The organism is Anaerotignum propionicum, from assembly GCF_024461735.1.
GTDB lineage: Bacteria > Bacillota > Clostridia > Lachnospirales > Anaerotignaceae > Chakrabartyella.
The window spans coordinates 72,222-90,246 of record NZ_JANGAD010000006.1 but is presented as its reverse complement, the minus strand read 5'-3'; the positions used below and the strand labels follow the sequence as shown (position 1 = coordinate 90,246).

The 18,025-nt window shown below is 38.1% G+C and carries 14 protein-coding genes and 1 other annotated feature (1 of these 15 running past the window's edge); of the genes, 1 reads left to right on the top strand and 13 read right to left on the bottom strand.

Annotated features, from left to right (window positions below; translation table 11 throughout):
* Positions 1 to 123, bottom strand: a binding site (T-box leader); it reaches 96 nt to the left of the window's first position.
* Positions 124 to 205: 82 nt separating this feature from the next.
* From NE558_RS09350 to trhA, 4 genes are all read right to left on the bottom strand, one after another.
* Positions 206 to 2,002 carry an ABC transporter ATP-binding protein gene (locus tag NE558_RS09350; RefSeq protein ID WP_256149772.1) on the bottom strand — a complete coding sequence of 599 codons (1,797 nt, stop codon included), beginning with the start codon at positions 2,000 to 2,002 and terminating at the stop codon, positions 206 to 208.
* Positions 1,995 to 3,731 (bottom strand): ABC transporter ATP-binding protein, encoded by a 1,737-nt coding sequence (locus NE558_RS09345; RefSeq protein ID WP_256149771.1) that lies wholly within the window; start codon positions 3,729 to 3,731, stop codon positions 1,995 to 1,997. The genes NE558_RS09350 and NE558_RS09345 overlap by 8 nt, the downstream gene beginning before the upstream one ends.
* On the bottom strand, positions 3,728 to 4,219 hold the full coding sequence (locus tag NE558_RS09340; RefSeq protein ID WP_256149770.1) for a MarR family winged helix-turn-helix transcriptional regulator: 492 nt from the start codon (positions 4,217 to 4,219) through the stop codon (positions 3,728 to 3,730). Before NE558_RS09340 ends, NE558_RS09345 begins: the two co-directional genes overlap by 4 nt.
* 192 nt (positions 4,220 to 4,411) lie before the next feature.
* Positions 4,412 to 5,065: a PAQR family membrane homeostasis protein TrhA gene (trhA, locus tag NE558_RS09335; protein ID WP_305145039.1), complete on the bottom strand. Its 654-nt coding sequence runs from the start codon at positions 5,063 to 5,065 to the stop codon at positions 4,412 to 4,414.
* A gap of 174 nt (positions 5,066 to 5,239) precedes the next feature.
* On the opposite strand from trhA, the gene NE558_RS09330 reads away from it, so the two are divergent.
* Positions 5,240 to 5,821: a DUF1836 domain-containing protein gene (locus NE558_RS09330; protein WP_256149769.1), complete on the top strand. Its 582-nt coding sequence runs from the start codon at positions 5,240 to 5,242 to the stop codon at positions 5,819 to 5,821.
* A gap of 153 nt (positions 5,822 to 5,974) precedes the next feature.
* Here NE558_RS09330 and NE558_RS09325 read toward each other — a convergent pair whose 3' ends face one another.
* The 9 genes from NE558_RS09325 to tsf form a co-directional block, all read right to left on the bottom strand.
* Positions 5,975 to 10,306: a PolC-type DNA polymerase III gene (locus tag NE558_RS09325; protein ID WP_256149768.1), complete on the bottom strand. Its 4,332-nt coding sequence runs from the start codon at positions 10,304 to 10,306 to the stop codon at positions 5,975 to 5,977.
* A 29-nt stretch (positions 10,307 to 10,335) separates the two neighbouring features.
* Positions 10,336 to 11,385 (bottom strand): flavodoxin-dependent (E)-4-hydroxy-3-methylbut-2-enyl-diphosphate synthase, encoded by a 1,050-nt coding sequence (gene ispG / locus NE558_RS09320; protein WP_256149767.1) that lies wholly within the window; start codon positions 11,383 to 11,385, stop codon positions 10,336 to 10,338.
* Positions 11,386 to 11,637: 252 nt separating this feature from the next.
* Positions 11,638 to 12,708, bottom strand: a complete 1,071-nt coding sequence (locus NE558_RS09315; RefSeq protein WP_256149766.1) for a M50 family metallopeptidase — start codon at positions 12,706 to 12,708, stop codon at positions 11,638 to 11,640.
* 18 nt (positions 12,709 to 12,726) lie between these two features.
* Positions 12,727 to 13,875 carry a 1-deoxy-D-xylulose-5-phosphate reductoisomerase gene (locus NE558_RS09310; RefSeq protein WP_256149765.1) on the bottom strand — a complete coding sequence of 383 codons (1,149 nt, stop codon included), beginning with the start codon at positions 13,873 to 13,875 and terminating at the stop codon, positions 12,727 to 12,729.
* Positions 13,876 to 13,889: 14 nt separating this feature from the next.
* Complete coding sequence (locus NE558_RS09305; RefSeq protein WP_256149764.1) at positions 13,890 to 14,708, bottom strand: phosphatidate cytidylyltransferase; 819 nt, start codon at positions 14,706 to 14,708, stop codon at positions 13,890 to 13,892.
* Between the two features lie 17 nt (positions 14,709 to 14,725).
* The gene (locus tag NE558_RS09300; RefSeq protein WP_256149762.1) at positions 14,726 to 15,466 is read right to left on the bottom strand and encodes an isoprenyl transferase; all 741 of its coding nucleotides are present in this window, start codon (positions 15,464 to 15,466) and stop codon (positions 14,726 to 14,728) included.
* Positions 15,467 to 15,530: 64 nt separating this feature from the next.
* A complete protein-coding gene (frr, locus tag NE558_RS09295; protein WP_256149761.1) occupies positions 15,531 to 16,088 on the bottom strand; it encodes a ribosome recycling factor in 558 nt (185 codons plus the stop codon).
* A 26-nt stretch (positions 16,089 to 16,114) separates the two neighbouring features.
* On the bottom strand, positions 16,115 to 16,822 hold the full coding sequence (gene pyrH / locus NE558_RS09290; RefSeq protein ID WP_256149760.1) for a UMP kinase: 708 nt from the start codon (positions 16,820 to 16,822) through the stop codon (positions 16,115 to 16,117).
* A 196-nt stretch (positions 16,823 to 17,018) separates the two neighbouring features.
* Positions 17,019 to 17,954 (bottom strand): translation elongation factor Ts, encoded by a 936-nt coding sequence (tsf, locus tag NE558_RS09285; RefSeq protein WP_256149759.1) that lies wholly within the window; start codon positions 17,952 to 17,954, stop codon positions 17,019 to 17,021.
* Positions 17,955 to 18,025 lie beyond the last annotated feature (71 nt).

Here is an 18,025-nt window from a genome sequence, read left to right as displayed (position 1 = left end):
AAAAAGATGTTCAGGGCAAAACTCCGAGGCCAGTTCCAAAACGCGTTTTTACCGACTTGCACCAACCGACGGCTCTCTGAAAAAAACAAATCGAATTGTACTCTTCCTCATCAAAGTCTATTCATGAAAATATTTATATCATATTTACCAATAAAAATCAAGTGTTTTTGGTTGTTTTTCAAAAGAATACAGTCTACACAATTTTTTATACAGCCTGCTCCGATTCAAACTGATTGCTATACAGACTATGATAGAAGCCTTTTTTCGCCATCAATTCCTCATGGTTCCCTCGCTCTATAATTTCGCCATGGTTAATTACAGCAATCAAATCAGCATCTTTTATGGTGCTTAAGCGGTGAGCAATGACAAAACTGGTGCGCCCCTTCATCAAATTCTGCATAGCTTCCTGAATTTTCACCTCTGTACGTGTATCTACACTGCTGGTTGCTTCATCAAGAATCAATACTGAGGGGTTCGCCAAAATTGCTCTGGCGATGGCAAGCATTTGTCTTTGTCCTTGGCTTAGATTTCCACCGCCGTCGGTTAAAACGGTATCATAACCATCGGGTAAGCGTCGAATAAATTCATGGGCATTGGCAAGCTTCGCCGCCGCTATGATTTCATCATCTTTCGCATCTAATCTACCATAACGAATATTCTCACGAATGGTATCCGTAAATAAATAGGTATCTTGTAAAACAATTCCTAGGTTTGAACGCAAACTTTTTCTCTTGATATCCTTAATTTCTCGTCCATCAATGGTAATGGTACCTTTATCTATATCATAAAAACGAGTCAATAAATTTATAATCGTGGTTTTTCCAGCACCGGTAGGTCCAACTAAGGCAATAGTCTGCCCCGGTTTTGCATACAGGTTTACTTCTTTCAAAATAGGATGACCTTCTTCATATGAAAAATCAACATTTGAAAGAACAACATCACCTTTTACATCAGTGAGCGCAATGGAATTGGGTTGATCCTTCATTTCCTCCGGCTCATCCAAAACCTCAAACACTCTCTCAGCTCCGGCGAAGGCCGCCATCATGGCATTTACTTGGTTTGCCAATTCATTCAAAGGTCTTGTAAATTGCTTGGAATATATAATAAAGTTAGAAATGGTACCTAATGTCATAGGCATACCCATAACCATCATAAGACCGCCTGCTGCAACAACAATGGCATATGAAATGTTGTTCAGAGCCATCATAATTGGTGCAATGATTCCCGAGAAGATTTCTGCACGAATACCAACCTTCAGTAAATCGTTATTCTTTTCAGAAAACGCTTGTGTCATTTCATCTTCTTGACAGAATACCTTAACAACCTTTTGCCCTGATATAATTTCTTCAATATAACCATTCAGTTTTCCAAGACGCTCTTGCTTTTCTTTATAATTTTTTCGTGAGCGAGTGGTTATGGCTTTTGTGACAATAAGCAATATTGGTATAGTCACGATAGATGCAATGGTCAAAGGAATATTTAAATAAAGCATCATTGCGAAGGTCCCAATTAAGGTTAAACCGCTTTGTAATACTTGGGAGATGCTGTTATTTAGAGCCATAGAAATATTGTCTACATCATTAGTAACACGGCTCATGATTTCGCCATGGGTTGTAGTGTCAAAATATTTTAAAGGAAGTCTCTGAATCTTTTCAAAGAGCTCCTTACGGATTGTGGCAACAACATTTTGCCCTACTAAAAGAAGCAAATAGCTTTGAAGCCACATGCACAAAGAAGAACCAACATAAATGGCTAAAAGTATTGAACAAACTTTGGCTAAACCAGCAAAATCAAACTTTGTAATATACTGATCAATGGCAATACCAATCAGGCGAGTTGCATAAACTGTCCCAAGTGTAACAAAGGCAATACAAATAAAAGAAATTAATAAATAGAGCCAATATTTATTTAAATATTTTAAGAGTCTGCCAAGGGTTTTCTTCGTATTTTTTGGTTTCCTGGATTCTATTGGCGGTTTACCACCCATACGGGGATTAGGCATCTATAACTACCCCTTTCTTCATTTGAGATTGATAAATTTCCTGATAATCCAAGCTAGTTTCCATAAGATAGTTATGGTTACCTTGCGCGGAAATTTTACCATCCTTCAGCACAAAAATTTTATCTGCATGTTTAATCGAGCTGATTCGTTGGGCAATAATGAACTTTGTACACTGGTCATGAGAATCTTTCATTGCTTGACGAATTCTTTTTTCAGTTAATGAGTCCACCGCACTGGTACTATCATCAAAAATAATAATACTTGGATTTTGAATTAATGCTCTGGCGATAGAAATACGTTGTTTTTGCCCACCGGAAACATTAACCCCCTTCTGTCCCAGTTCAGTATCATAGCCATTGGGTAATTCTACGATAAAATCATGGGCTTGTGCAGCCTTCGCAGCAGCAATCACTTCTTCCTCTGTTGCATTTTTATTTCCCCACATGATATTCTCTCTAATTGTGCCGGTAAATAAAATCGTTTCTTGCAGTACAACAGCCACTCTTTTTCTTAAGTTATGGATGGAATAATCTCGTACATCCACATCATCAATAAAAACGGCACCTTCGGTCACATCGTAAAGACGAGGCATCAAATTCACCAAGGTGGACTTCCCTGAACCGGTCTCTCCCAGAATGCCAATGGTTTCACCGGCATTAACGCTAAAGCTAAGATTCTCCAAAACCGGTTCACCACTTCCACCTTTATAACGAAAGGTTACATCTTTAAATTCAACCTTCCCTATACTTTTTTCAGGCACAATGGGATGAACGGGGTCTGCAATGTCAATATCCTCGTTTAAAACCTCATTTACACGGTTTAATGAAATTTGCGCTCTAGAGATATACATAAACACCATGGCAATCATCATCAGTGCTATAATCATTTGCATTAAATATGTGATAAATGCCATAATCTCTTCAATTCTTAATCCGCCTATGGAAACCTGAATTCCACCATACCAAAGAATTGCGATAATGGAAATGTTTAAAATAAACATCATCAGAGGCAGCATAAGCACTACAATGCGGAATGCTTTCACACTGGTTTCTTTATAATCGTCATTGGCTGCATTAAATTTTTCCATTTCATAATCATGGCGCACAAAGGCCTTTACCACTCTCATACCTGCCAAACATTCTCTCATAACTGTATTAACGCCATCCAGTTTATCCTGAACCATTTTAAATTTTGGCACAGCCTTGCGCATTACCAAAAAAGTTGCGATAGCCAGAACAATAATTGAAATTACAAAAATCATAGCCAACTTAGCATGAATGGAAAATGCCATAATTAAACTACCGAAACATAGCAATGGGGCACGTATCAACATACGCAAAGACATCAATATAACCATCTGAATTTGGGTAATGTCATTGGTTAATCTTGTAATCAACGAAGGTGTTTGAAATGTATCTATATTATGGAAAGAAAAATTTTGTATTTTTGTAAACAGGTCTTTTCTTAAATCTGTACCTGCTCTCTGACTGACTATACTTGCTGCAATCAAACAGCCAATACCGCCAATAATACCTAAAAGAGCCACAAAAATCATTCCTGCGCCCATCTTCAATATATAATTGGAATCCGATGCACCAACACCATGATTGATCAAAAGGGTCATCAGCTTTGGCATAATTAATTCAGACGATGTTTCAATCAACATAAAAAGCGGCGCTAAAATTGCCAATTTTCTATAGGGCTTCATATATTTTAAAATGATCTTCAAACATTCTCCCTCTTTTCATTTAAATCTCTATTCATATTTTCTAATATTCTGCCTAAATAATGCAAGCATATATTCTTTTCTTCATCTGTAAAGCCAAGTAAAGCCACATCATCAATAGATGAGCCTTTATCAATAAACAGCTGAAATTTCTCTCTACCTTTTTCAGTTATACAAACACGAATACTGCGCAAATCTTTTTCATCACGAATGCGGTCAATTAACTCATCTCGTTCCATTCTCTTTAAAATATCAGTCATAGACGCTGGTTTTATACGTATAAACTCACATAGCTCTTTTTGTGTTTGCATATCTTTTGACGCAAGAGACATTAAAATTTGCGGTTGCCCCCACGAGAGCCCAATCTCCTGAGCACTATTTTTCATATTTACATGATAAAGTTTAACCAGTACACTTAAAATAAAAGAGAAATCTGTAACATGATCACCCAGAGCCTCTCTTTTTTTTGCAAATGTATCAGAACAAAACATTCCATCCCTCCTAAATATTTTAACTGGAATAAGCATAAAAACTATTTTCTTTTTTCAATTGCAATATATCTATTTTCAATTATGTAGGTTCAAAAAAAAATATAACGTAGCAAAAAAATAGTTAGACATCTAACTAATTGATTAGATACCTAACTATTTTATCATATTTTTTTTATTTGTCAAATTAAAATATTATAATACATATTCAAACATAAAAGCTATGTGAAGGCTGCTGCCAACCATAACAAATATATGAAAAACTTCATGGAAACCAAAATGTTTGAAGGTGATATTGGGCTTTTTTAGTCCATAGATTACAGCCCCGACAGTGTAAGCAATACCCCCTGCAAGTAATAGTCCAACGCCGTTCCAACTAACGGCTTTTTCTAATGGTACGAATACAACCACTGCCAGCCAACCCATGACAACGTAAATCAATGTAGACAACCATCTAGGAGCATTCATCCAAAATATTTTAAGTAAAATACCAGCCAATGCAAAGGCCCAAATAAGAACCAACATCGTCCAGCCCCATGCACCATGGAGGGATACCAAGCAAATGGGCGTATAAGTTCCTGCTATTAAGACGAAAATCATCATATGATCAATGCGGCGTAAAATATTTACTTTATTTTGTGACAACTTTAATGTATGATAAATTGTGCTGGCTCCATATAAAAGCAATAAAGAGATACCAAAAACGGCAAATCCCCATTGATGCCAAACGCTTGCCTCAAGCTTTGCCTTATGCATCAGCAATAAAAAACATGGGATTACTGCAAGAAAGCCAACAAAATGGGTTAATGCACTGATTGGGTCTTTTACTTTAAATATTATTTTACTCATATACTCCACTCCTTCATGTAGTTATCAATACTACATATCATTATATCCATATAGTAGCACATTATTTAAAAAAGCGCAAGAAGAATTTGGAATAAAATCTTGAAGCATTGTTTGAAATAATATATAATAAAGAAAGCAAGAAATTTAACAAAATAAAAATCTCGGGGTGAACAAATGACAGCTCTTGAAAAAATCATAGATAACTTTAAACAAGAAGTTAAATCTTCAGGAAGTATAGATATTGAGGATATTCCAAATATTGATTTATATATGGATCAGGTTACTACTTTTATGGATAAGGCTTTGGTCAGAAATAAGCGTTATGATGAAGATAAGATATTAACAAAAACCATGATTAACAATTATACCAAAGCAAAAATCTTTCCTGCACCTGTGAAGAAAAAGTATAGCCCCATGCATATCATGCTTTTAATTATGATATATCATTTAAAAACAGTTTTATCTATCAAAGACATTGGCATTCTATTTCAACCGGTGCTTTCGGTAAAATCTTTGGAAGAACAGGAAAAAATGATTCAAAATATTTATAAAGGCTTTACCAAGCTGCAACTTTCAACGCAACAGAATATGCAGTCTTCCGCAGAAGGAATTCAGGATTCAGCAATTCCCGTGAAAGAAATTATTGAAGCATATCAAGATGAAAAGATAGAAAAGATTTTATTAGTTTTGCTTCTTGCAATTCGTGCCAATGCGGAAAAACAACTGGCCGAAAAGGTTTTGGATACCTATTTCTAATAGAAAAACAATAAAAAAGCGATTCTTCTATATTTAGAAGAATCGCTTTTTGGCTTATTTGTAGTAATTATCAACGGAAGCAAATGTGAAAATTAAGATAAATTATTATCTACTCTTCTTGCTGTTCCAGCTTCATACAACTGTTAGTACTTGTTAAAACAGGCTAAGCTGATTCGTTTCGGGAATACCATTTAAAACGCCATTCTCCTTCAATAGATCTATGAGAGAGCGACCCAAGGTGGTTCTGTTTTTCAGTTCCTCTAAGGTATTGAATTCCCCTTCTTTCCTGCCTTCTACAATACTTTCAGCTGCAGTGGTACCTAAGCCCTGCAAGGAGTTAAAGGGAGGTATCATCCCTTGCTCAGTAATGATAAATTTTTTGCTGTCTGATTTATAAAGATCAATGGGCAGGAAGTGAAATCCTCTGGCATAAAACTCAACGATAATTTCTAAAACAGTCATTTTATTTTTATCCTTCGCCGTTGCTTCCATCCCTTTTGCCTGAATCTCCTTAATTGCTTCTTTCGCTTTTTCCATACCTTTACACATGGTTGCATAATCAAAATCGTCACTGGCTCTTACAGTGAAGTATGCCGCATAATATGCTTCAGGATAGTGAATTTTAAAATAAGCAATGCGGAATGCCATCATAACATAGGCAGCTGCATGGGCCTTAGGGAACATATACTTGATTTTTTGGCAAGATTCAATATACCAATCGGGAACTTGAGAGGCTTTCATGTCCGCAATATCTTCCTCTGTCAAGCCCTTTCCTTTACGCACCTTCTCCATAATTTTGAAAGATTTCTTTTTATCTACGCCTTTATTTATCAGATAAATCATAATACTATCTCGAGTAGAAATTGTTTCTTTCAAGGTGATGGTACCATTTTCGATTAATGTCTGTGCATTGCCAAGCCATACATCGGTACCATGGGAAAGCCCTGAAATTCGCAATAAATCAGCAAAAGATTTTGGTTTTGTATCTAAAAGCATGCCACGAACAAATTTTGTACCGAATTCCGGAATACCCAAAGTTCCTGTTTTACAATTGATATCCTCCTCCGTAACCCCCAAAGCTTGTGGTGATTCAAACAAAGACATGGTCTCTGGGTCGCCAAGGGGCACCGTTTGTGGATTTACTCCAGTTAAATCGTATAGCATTCGAATAACTGTAGGATCGTCATGCCCCAAAAGGTCAAGCTTCAGCAAACGTCCACTGATGGAATGATAATCAAAGTGTGTCGTGGTAATTTTAGAATTTACATCATTTGCGGGCCGCTGAATGGGGCAAAATTCATAAATACTATGGTCATTGGGCACTACCATTAAACCCCCGGGATGCTGTCCCGTGGTTCTTTTTACGCCAGTGCAACCTAATATCAAACGATTTATTTCTGCATTATGTACTGTCTGCTCACGCTCATCAAAATATTTTTTTACAAAGCCATAGGCAGTTTTATCTGCAAGAGTACCGATGGTTCCAGCCTTAAAAACATGTCCTGTTCCGAAAAGCTCTTCTGTATAGGCATGGGCACTCTGCTGATATTCCCCTGAAAAGTTCAAATCAATATCCGGTTCCTTATCCCCTTCAAAGCCAAGGAAGGTTTGGAAGGGAATGTCGTGTCCATCCTTATGAAGCTTTTCACCGCAATTTGGGCATACCTTATCGGGCATATCACAGCCACAAGCCTCTTCCGAAGCGAAGGTTTTTACTGTTTCAGATTCAAAATCCGAATATTTACAGCTTGGGCACACATAATGGGGCGGCAGGGAATTTACTTCTGTAATACCCGCCATATTCGCCGCAAAGGATGAACCTACCGAACCACGGGAACCAACCAGATATCCATCCTCCACCGATTTCCATACCAACTTTTGGGCAATGATATAAAGCACCGCATAACCATTACTGATGATGGAGTTTAGTTCTGTTTCCAAACGGTCTTGCACAATGTGCGGTAAGGGATTGCCATATAAAGAATGAGCTTTATCCATACAAATACGCCTTAACTCATCATCCGCACCCTCAATTTTGGGTGGGAAGGTTTCATCGGGTATGGGCTTTATTTTTTCAATGCAGTCGGCAATACGATTTGTATTGGTGATGACCACTTCCTTTGCCTTTTCCTCTCCCAAATATTGAAATTCCTTCAACATCTCTTCCGTAGTTCGAAAATATAAAGGTGGCTGATTATCTGCATCGGAAAAACCCTCTGCCGCCATGATGATCTTTCGATAAACCTGATCATCAGGGTCAATAAAATGAACATCACAGGTAGCAACTACAGGTTTATGGTATTTTTCCCCCAAGGAAACGATTTTTTGGTTCATTTTCTTCAAATCTTCCACTGAACGTATCGCTTCCACCCTTGGGGAGTCAATCATAAAATTGTTATTTCCTAAGGGTTGTATTTCCAAATAGTCATAAAGCCCTACAAGGTTTTCTATCACCTCTTTGGGTGCGTTATCCAATAAAGCACGATAAATTTCCCCTGCCTCGCAGGCACTGCCCAAAATAAGCCCCTCTCTCAAACGCAAAAGCTGACTTTTTGGGATACGTGGTCTTCTATAAAAATAATCAATATGGGATAAGGACACCAATTCATATAAGTTTCGTAAGCCCGTATAATTTTGCACCAAAATAATAGCATGATGGGCACGCAGCTTTTTATAATTAACTGTACGGCTGGAAAAAATATTTATTTCATCCAGTGTAAAAACATTCTTTTCTGCCAGCATATCAATAAATTTCAAAAACATTTCTGCTGTAGCCTCAGCATCGTTTACAGCTCTATGATGCCCCACCAGAGAAATATTCAAAAAATCACAAAGAATATTAAGCTTATGCTTATTCAACTGGGGCAATAAGGCTCTAGCCAGTTCCAGAGTATCTAGGACAGTATGTTCCACCTCAATTTGACAATATCTCTCTGCCGCCACCCGAATGAAACCCATATCAAAGCCGGCGTTATGAGCCACCAAAACGGCGTCTTTTGCAAATGCCAAAAATTCCGGCAACACTTCCTTTATCTTAGGAGCATCTGCAACCATTTCATCGGTAATACCCGTTAGCTTTGTAATTTCGGCGGAAATGGGTTTGCCGGGATTCACAAAGGTACTGAATCGATCGATAATTTGTCCATTTTCTAATTTTACGGCGCCAATCTCCGTTATCATTTCTGTTTCTCTAGAAAGTCCTGTTGTTTCTATATCAAAAACCACGAAAGTCTCGTTGAGCTTTTGGCCTCTTGACATGGTAACTACATTGCCAAGGTCATCCACCAAATAAGCCTCCACACCGTAGATTACTTTTAAATCGGACTTGCCTGCAGCATTCATGGCATCAGGGAAGGCCTGTACAACGCCATGATCGGTTATAGCAATTGCCTTATGTCCCCAATCTATGGCACGCTTTATGTAATTTTTCACCGGAGTTACACCATCCATACTACTCATTTGGGTATGTAAATGGAGTTCTACTCTTTTCTCTTCCATCGTATCCATTCTGGTAGGGGGCGCTTGTGCAAGATTAATATTTTTTGCCATAATATTGATTTCACGGGCATATTTATCGAATTGAACGTCGCCTTGCACTCTTAAATACGCGCCCATTTTAAAGCGATCCTGAAGCTCACCGTCATAAATACTTTTCTTTACAAAGAATTTGACTGTAGTTGAGTCTGTTTTATCTGTAATATCAAAGGATATGATATATTTTTCTCCTTTAATCTCTCTGCTCTCCACATTGAAAATACTGCCTTCTATAACAACCGTCTCCCCAATGATTTTACTTTCAGAGATAGGTATTTTTGTTCCCACGCATTCCTTGCCAAACAAAATTCCCTTTTGAACAGAATCGGAAACTCCTGCTGCCACTGCGGCTGATTTTTCTTGCTCTGCCGCCGTTTGTGCAGCAACTATTTTTTGAATAAACTCAGCAGCTCTTTCTTCCTTTGCCTGTTCAAATAATTTGGTTTCTTGTTCTGAAATAATTGCATTTTTAAATTGGGTAAGGATCACTCTACCGGTTTCCTTTTCTATCATCTTCTGCAATTCTATATCCAGTTTTTTTTGAGCCATAAAATACGCCATGTTATTTTTTACATGGATATATAACTTGCCGTCTTTATACTTCCAAACTGCATCTGAAATAACACCGGCACAAATTTTGCTTTGCTGAGAAATATATTCTTTTATATTTTCCCAATAAACGGATAAAAAATCTTCGTCGTCAATTTCATTCAATACATATTCTAAAGACAAGCGAACCTCTTTAATTCCGGGTAGTGCTCGCTGTAGTTCTGTTTTTAATTGTTCTGATTCTTGTAAAGGGATCAGCTTAGGCGAGACAAGCTTTACATCCACAGAGCGATCTTTTTTATATATGGTTAACTTTTTTACTTCCGTATCGCAAAAGGTCTCTTTTACCCCCACTGACAAAGAAATTTTTTGAAATACCTGATGAAAACTTTGTATTGTCACACTATCCCTCCTTTCCAATTCCATTTCAATTAAAAGCGTTCAATCTCTTCCATTAGAGCAGAAACCAACTCATACTCCTTAACTTTTTTGATGATTTCTCCCTTTTTAAATAAAAGCCCCTCTCCTTTTCCACCAGCGATACCAACATCGGCTTCTCTGGCTTCCCCAGGACCATTTACCACACAGCCCATTACGGCAACCTTTATATTTTTATCAATATCCTTGCAAAGTCCTTCCACCTCATTGGCAATGGAGATTAAATCTATTTGTGTTCTTCCGCAGGTGGGACAGGAAATCAATTCGATGCCAAACTTTCGCAATCCAAGGCTTTTTAAAATCTCTTTTGCCGCACGAATTTCTTCTATTGGGTCCCCTGTTAAGGAAACACGCAGGGTATCCCCTATACCTGCCGCAAGAATTGTACCTATACCTACTGCAGACTTAATGGTGCCGCTATAAACAGTTCCTGCCTCGGTAATCCCTACATGTATAGGATAGTCAATGGCTTGAGAAAGCAGACCATACGCTTCCAAGGAAAATGGGACGTCTGATGCTTTAATGGACACAATAATATCATGAAAATGATACTTCTCAAGAATGTGTACATGACGCAGTGCGCTCTCCACCAAACCTTGGGGAGTTACACCGCCATATTTCTCAACCAAATCCTTTTCCAGAGAGCCACTGTTTACACCAATGCGAATAGGAATGCCCTTTTCCTTTGCTTTTTCCACTACTTGACGAATGCGACTTTCCTCTCCAATATTACCGGGATTAATTCTAACTTTATCAATTCCCAACTCCATAACTCGCAGAGCCAATCTATAATCAAAGTGAATATCAGCAACCAAAGGAATATGTATTTGTTTTTTAATCTCTTCCACAGCATTGGCGGCTTCCATATCTAAAATTGCAACCCGCACCAACTCACATCCGGCTTCCTCCATGTCCAATATCTGTTTCACCGTTGCCGCCACATCCCGAGTATCTGTGTTGCACATGGATTGAATGACGATGGGATTTCCACCGCCAATTTTCACCTTCCCCACTTGCACTTCTCTTGTCATTTTTCGCAACATATTTGTCACATCCTTTTACAACCACTTTTAATCACATGTTTAAGAAACAAAGACTTTATTTTATTTAAGCATAAAAAACGCCCAAATGATAGTCATTTGAGCCATATCTCATGAAAGCCCTTTGCTGAACTTTCAAGATGAAAGAATTTAATTTAAGCAACCACGGTGAAAAGAGAAAACAGGAGACCATAAATTTCAAAACAATCTCCCGTTTCTTACCAGTTATCGCTTTTTAAAAATACGACTCATAAACTATGCAAAAACCTTAACTATATCTCCGTAAAGAACAAAAACCATTAATCCCATTAAAAAGGCAAATCCAAGAAAATGTATTTTGCTTTCCAGATCGGGATTTAAAGGCCTTCTTCGGATTGCCTCAACCAGCAATAAAAGAATCCTTCCTCCATCCAGTGCAGGTATGGGAAAAAGATTAAGTACCCCTAAGTTGGCACTAAGCACGGCCCCAATATAGATTACATTTTGAACTGCTTCCTTTACGCCATAAGTCATACCGGCTTCATAGCTATCTCCAACCATTTTTACAATGGAAATGGGACCACCATACTCATCCTTGTCGGCGGTAAAGGTAAATACTCGCGCCAACCCCTCTGCTGTAAGCTTCACATAATTCAGCATAGAATAGTAGCTGTAGTACATGGTATCAACCACTGAAATTTTGCTATATCCTTCAACTGCTTCCGCAAATAAACCCACTTGGATTTCAGGTGCAAATCCAATTAAGTAACCCTTGCGTTGTGCATCATATTTTGGCGTCAATTTATAGGTATACACCTGATTCTCTCTAATGACGTCCAATCGCAACTCTTCACCGCCACTTTTATAAATCTGTGCTTCCAATTCATCGTAAATATGAATACGCTTCCCATTAATTCTATACATTTCATCGCCAGCTTGCAAGCCAATTTCCTGAGCAGGCGTACCCGGCAAAACCTCTTTGATTTTAGGGAAAGCCGTATATGAGGTAGATGTAAGCCCTATAATCATAATAAAAGCCAAAAGAAAATTCATAAACGGCCCTGCGAACATGACAATAAAACGAACCCCTACAGATTTATTCAGAAAAGACCTTGGGCCAATTGTTCCGTCTTCTTCCTGATCCTGCATACGACAAAACCCACCTAGGGGTAAAAGTCGAATACTAAATTCTGTTTCTCCCATTTGGCGAGAAAATATCTTTGTGCCCATGCCAATGGAAAATTCTTCAACCAAAATACCACTTTTTTTTGCGGCAATAAAATGCCCAAATTCATGTGCAATTACAAGTACACCAATTAAAATCAGCGAAATCAAAATGGAGAACAAGCTCCTGCCTCCTTTCGTTTATTGAAAAGTCACACCTGTGGCAAAGCTTCTTGCCCAGTCATCTGCTTCCAATAAATCTTCTAATGTGTAATCATACTTCACAGTATATGCATTCATAGTCAGTTCTATCAGTTCAGGAATTTGTAAAAAAGATATTTTACCATTTAAAAATTTTTCTACTGCTATTTCATTTGCTCCATTTAAAACTGCGGGTAATGTTCCCCCGATTTCAAGTGCATGGTATGCCAATGCCAGACACCGAAAGGTTTCCATATCAGGCTTTTCAAAAGTCAGTGTATTTCTTTTGGTAAAATCCACTTTTGGGAAAGGACTTTTTCTTCTTTTGGGATAAGTTAGAGCATATTGAATAGGCACCTTCATATCAGGCTCTCCCATTTGTGCCATGATGGCACCATCCTCATACTCAACTGCGGAATGCATAATACTTTGGGGATGCACCAACACCTCTATTTGGTTTGCCGATACATCGAATAACCACTTTGCCTCCATTACCTCTAAACCTTTGTTCATCAGCGTAGCAGAATCAATTGTGATTTTTCTACCCATAGACCAGTTGGGATGCTTTAATGCATCAGCGGCAGTCACATGCAGCAATTCCTCTTTTCTCTTACCACGGAATGGACCACCTGATGCCGTCAATAAAATGCGGCGAATGGGGTTATCTTCATTCCCTTGCAAGGATTGAAAAATTGCAGAATGCTCACTATCCACAGGATAAATCGAAACACCTTTTTTCTTTGCCAAATCCATTACCAGTTGTCCTGCAGAAACAAGGGTTTCTTTATTTGCCAAAGCAATATCTTTCCCAGCAGAAATGGCTTCAAAAGTGGGTTTTAAACCTACATTCCCAACAACAGAAGTTACCACAGTATCAACACTGTCTAATGTTGCAACCTCAATCAGCCCTTCCATTCCACTTAATACCTTAGTATTCGTGTCACGCAAACGGTCTCGAAGGGTTTTAGCACGGTTTTCATCCATAACTGCAACATAGCGGGGACAAAATTTTCTTGCTTGCTTTTCAAGTAAATCTATATTATGGTTTCCCGTAATTCCTGAAACTTTGATGTCACCTAAATGCTCAATTACTTCCAAGGTTTGTGTACCAATGGAACCAGTTGAGCCTAAAATAGAAATTTCTCTCATACCTAGATACCTCTTTACGGTTTTGCTTTAATTAAGAAGAACATAATATAATACAAGGCCGGAGCAGTTAAAATTACACTATCAAAGCGATCTAAAACACCACCATGACCGGGTATTAATTTTCCAAAATCCTTGATTCCGTTTATTCTTTTCATGGCTGAGGCTGCCAAATCGCCAATTTGGGCTAAAAAGGAACCGAAAAAACCTGCTAAACCACATAACAGCAATAAATTTACATCCTCAAACATCACAACTTTTCCGATCCATAAACCGTATGCCATAGAAAGTAAAGTTGCAGTTAGAATGCCGCCGATTGCTCCTTCAATTGTTTTTTTGGGACTCAAGGTAGGAATTAGTTTATGCTTTCCAAAATTGACTCCAATGAAATATGCCCCTGTGTCACAGCCGAAAGCTGCAATAAATGCAAGCCAAACCAATTGCTGACCATATGCAAATTCTCTAATTAAATAGATGTGAGACAGCAAAAAGAATGCATAGAAAAAGCCAAAAAATCCTGTCATGCCTTCCAATGCATTTGTTTTATCATGACAAACTACTGTGTAAACCAATAATACCACTAGGAAAAAAGAAACAAAAATATTAAAATAATTGTTCTCGTTTATAATTTGCTCCATAAAAAGTCCATAATATAATGCAAAAATATATCCAATGATATGCAATCCTGCATTCTCTTTGGAAAAAGCACGATAAAACTCATGCATGCCTATCAGCCCCAAAACAATAACTGAGGCTTTTAACCAAAAACCTCCGGATGCAACAACAAATATTAGAAACGGCAAAAGGGCTACTGCGGAAATGATTCTAGTTTTCAATGAAAAATCACCTCAATTCATCTTCCGCCGAAGCGGCGTTCTCTATTCTGATAATAGTAAATTGCCTCTACCAGGTCCTTTTTATTAAAATCAGGCCATAACACATTTGAAAAATATAATTCAGAATATGCAATTTGCCATAAAAGAAAATTACTGATGCGCTCCTCACCGCTTGTTCTAATAAGCAGCTCGGGGTCAGGCACGCCAGCAGTATCAAGATTTTCTTCGATTGTTTCTTCTGTAATATCTTGAAGATAAATCTGTCCATTCAGTGCTTTTTCTGTAATCTTTTGAACACTGCGCAATAGCTCATCTCTTCCGCCATAATTTAAAGCGATATGGACCGTCATGCCATCTTTTTCTTTGGATTTTTCTTCAACCTCTTGTATTTGCTCTTGAATATCCTTGTCCAAACGAGAAATATCTCCTATTATATGCATCCTTACATTATCCTTTAAAAAGCGTTGAAAGGAGTTTTTTAAATAATGGCGCATTAAATCCATAATGGCATTGACTTCCTCATCTGAACGCTTCCAATTTTCCGTAGAAAAAGCATACACGGTGATATGCTGGATTCCTATGTCCTTTGCTTCAGTAATCAAGCGCTCAAATGCCTCTGCTCCTGCCTTATGCCCTGCTTTTCTGGGCAAAGCCCTTTTAGCCGCCCATCGACCATTCCCATCCATAATAATCGCAATATGTTTGGGTAAGCGAGTCATGTCAATGGATACAGCTTTTTCCTTCTTTTGAAAAAACATAAATTTCCTCCGTGAAACAAAGTAACAAAGCCCCTCTTATTACCAGAGGGGCGGATTATATATTTTATACCGCAAGGATGTCTTTACACTTTTCGTCACATTTTTTATCAATATCTGCAACATATTTATCTGTCAGTTTCTGTGTTTTATCTTCCAGATCCTTAAGTTCGTCCTCGGTAATTTCCTTTTTCTTTTCAGTTTTTTTGAAAGCATCCATTGCATCTCTTCTAATGTTTCGAATTGCAACTTTTGAGTTTTCAGCTTTCTTTTTTACTTCTTTTGTCAGTTCTTTTCTTCTCTCTTCTGTTAATTCAGGGAAAACCAAACGGATTACTTTACCGTCATTGTTGGGGTTGATGCCCAAATCTGAGGCATTGATTGCTTTTTCAATCAACTTCAAGGTTGTGCTGTCCCAAGGCTGAATCTGAATGATACGTGCTTCTGGAACAGTTATATTTCCCACCTGATTGATTGGTGTAGGCGTACCATAATATTCAACTGTGATTTTATCAAGGACATGGGGGTTTGCACGGCCTGCGCGGATGGTTGCATAATCGCTCATCAAAGCTGCAACGGTTTTTTCCATTTTTTCTTCAAAAGGTTTCATTAATTCTGATGCCATAGCATTTGCCTCCTATGATTATTCTATCAAGAAACTGTAACAACTGTACCGATTTTTTCTCCGCTTACCGCACGGATTATACTTTTCTCTTCATTTAAACCGAAAATAACAACGGGAATTTTTCGCTCAAAGCAAAGATTGGCTGCCGCCATGTCAATTACCTTAAGATTATTTTTGACAATTTCTTCCGATTTAATTACATCTATTTTTTTTGCATTGGCGTTCACCGCAGGGTCGTCATCATAGACGCCATCGATATTCTTTGCAAAAAATAACCCATCTACATCAAGCTCGGCCCCTCTTAAGGCTGTAATTGTATCTGTTGAGAAGAATGGATGCCCAAGCCCAGCTGCAAAAATCAGCACCTCGCCCTTTTCCAGCCGTGCCAATGCAACATCCTTAGAAAAAAGCTCTGTCATAGTGCCAAAAGGAATGGGGGTTTGAACGGTTGCTGATACATCGTTTTGTCTGAAAGCATCTGCCAAATAGATAGCATTCATTACCGTTGCCAACATCCCAATTTGGTCAGCTTTTGTTCGATCCATACCGGAAGTAGCACTTCTGCCACGCCAAAAATTGCCGCCGCCAACAACGAGACATACTTGTGTGCCCCTGCTTATGACTTCTTTAATTTGAGACACTAACCCCCAAATAATGCTATCATCAAAAGTGACGCCTTCCTTATCACCAGCTAGAGCCTCGCCGCTTAATTTCAGGACAATTCTCTTATACATTGTAACAGCCTCCTTACCATTCTAATGTATCACAATCTAACTAAAATTACCACATTTTTTACAAAAGTAAAAAAATTCATAATTTCCGAAAAAAAGAAACGCCAGAATTTGGCGTTTCTTTTCAATTTTATCGTGTTTGATAAAACAACCACAATACGTACCATCACCAAATGCAGCAAGGGTACTTGAAGGTATCTTATACTAACGCAGCTTTTGCAACTTCATCAGCAAAGTTTTCTTCTTTTTTCTCTAAACCTTCGCCTGTTTCGAAACGAACATAACGTGCAACTTGGATAGGAGCACCTACAACTTTCGCTACGGAATCAATATATTTTTGAACTGTCAGGTCGCCATCTTTTACATAAGGCTGTTCAACTAAACACATTTCCTTTAATTCTTTTTTCAGTCTGCCTTCAATCATTTTTGCAATAATCTGATCAGGCTTGCTTGCATTTTTAGGATCATTTTTTGCCTGCTGTGTTAAAATTTCTGTTTCTTTTTCAATAAAATCAGAAGGAACATCATTTTCAGTGATGAACTTAGGGTTTAATGCTGCAATCTGCATTGCAATGTTCTTACCCAATTCTTCCAATTCTTCACTTTCATTTTCGCAAGCCAATTCAATCATAACGCCGATTCTGCCGCCGCCGTGAATGTAGGAAACCAATTTGCCGGATTGAGCTTTTTCGAATTTCTCAAAACGTCTGATGTTAAGGTTTTCACCAATAATTGCAACCTGCTGGCTCAAAGCGTCTTTTACAGTGAACTGAGGATCCAAATCCCATTTCTCTTCAAAGAATGCATCCATATCAGCTGCTGAAGACTTGGAAGCCTGTTTTGCAACTGCTGCAACATAATCTTTGAAAATCTGGTTTTTTGCAACGAAGTCTGTTTCGGAGTTTACTTCGATAATTGTACCGATTTTATTATCATCGCTTAAATAAATATCTACAATGCCTTCAGAAGCAATACGTCCAGCTTTCTTTGCGGAAGCGGCAAGACCTTTTTCTCTCAAAAGTTCTACTGCTTTTTCCATATCGCCATCTGTTTCTGCCAGCGCTTTTTTACAATCCATCATGCCTACGCCTGTAGTTTCTCTCAATTCCTTAACCATTGCTGCTGTAATAGCCATGTTTTTTTCCCTCCGTATTTTCTTCTATAATATGAAAAGAGCTTCAGCCCGTAAGTTGGCTGAAGCTCGGG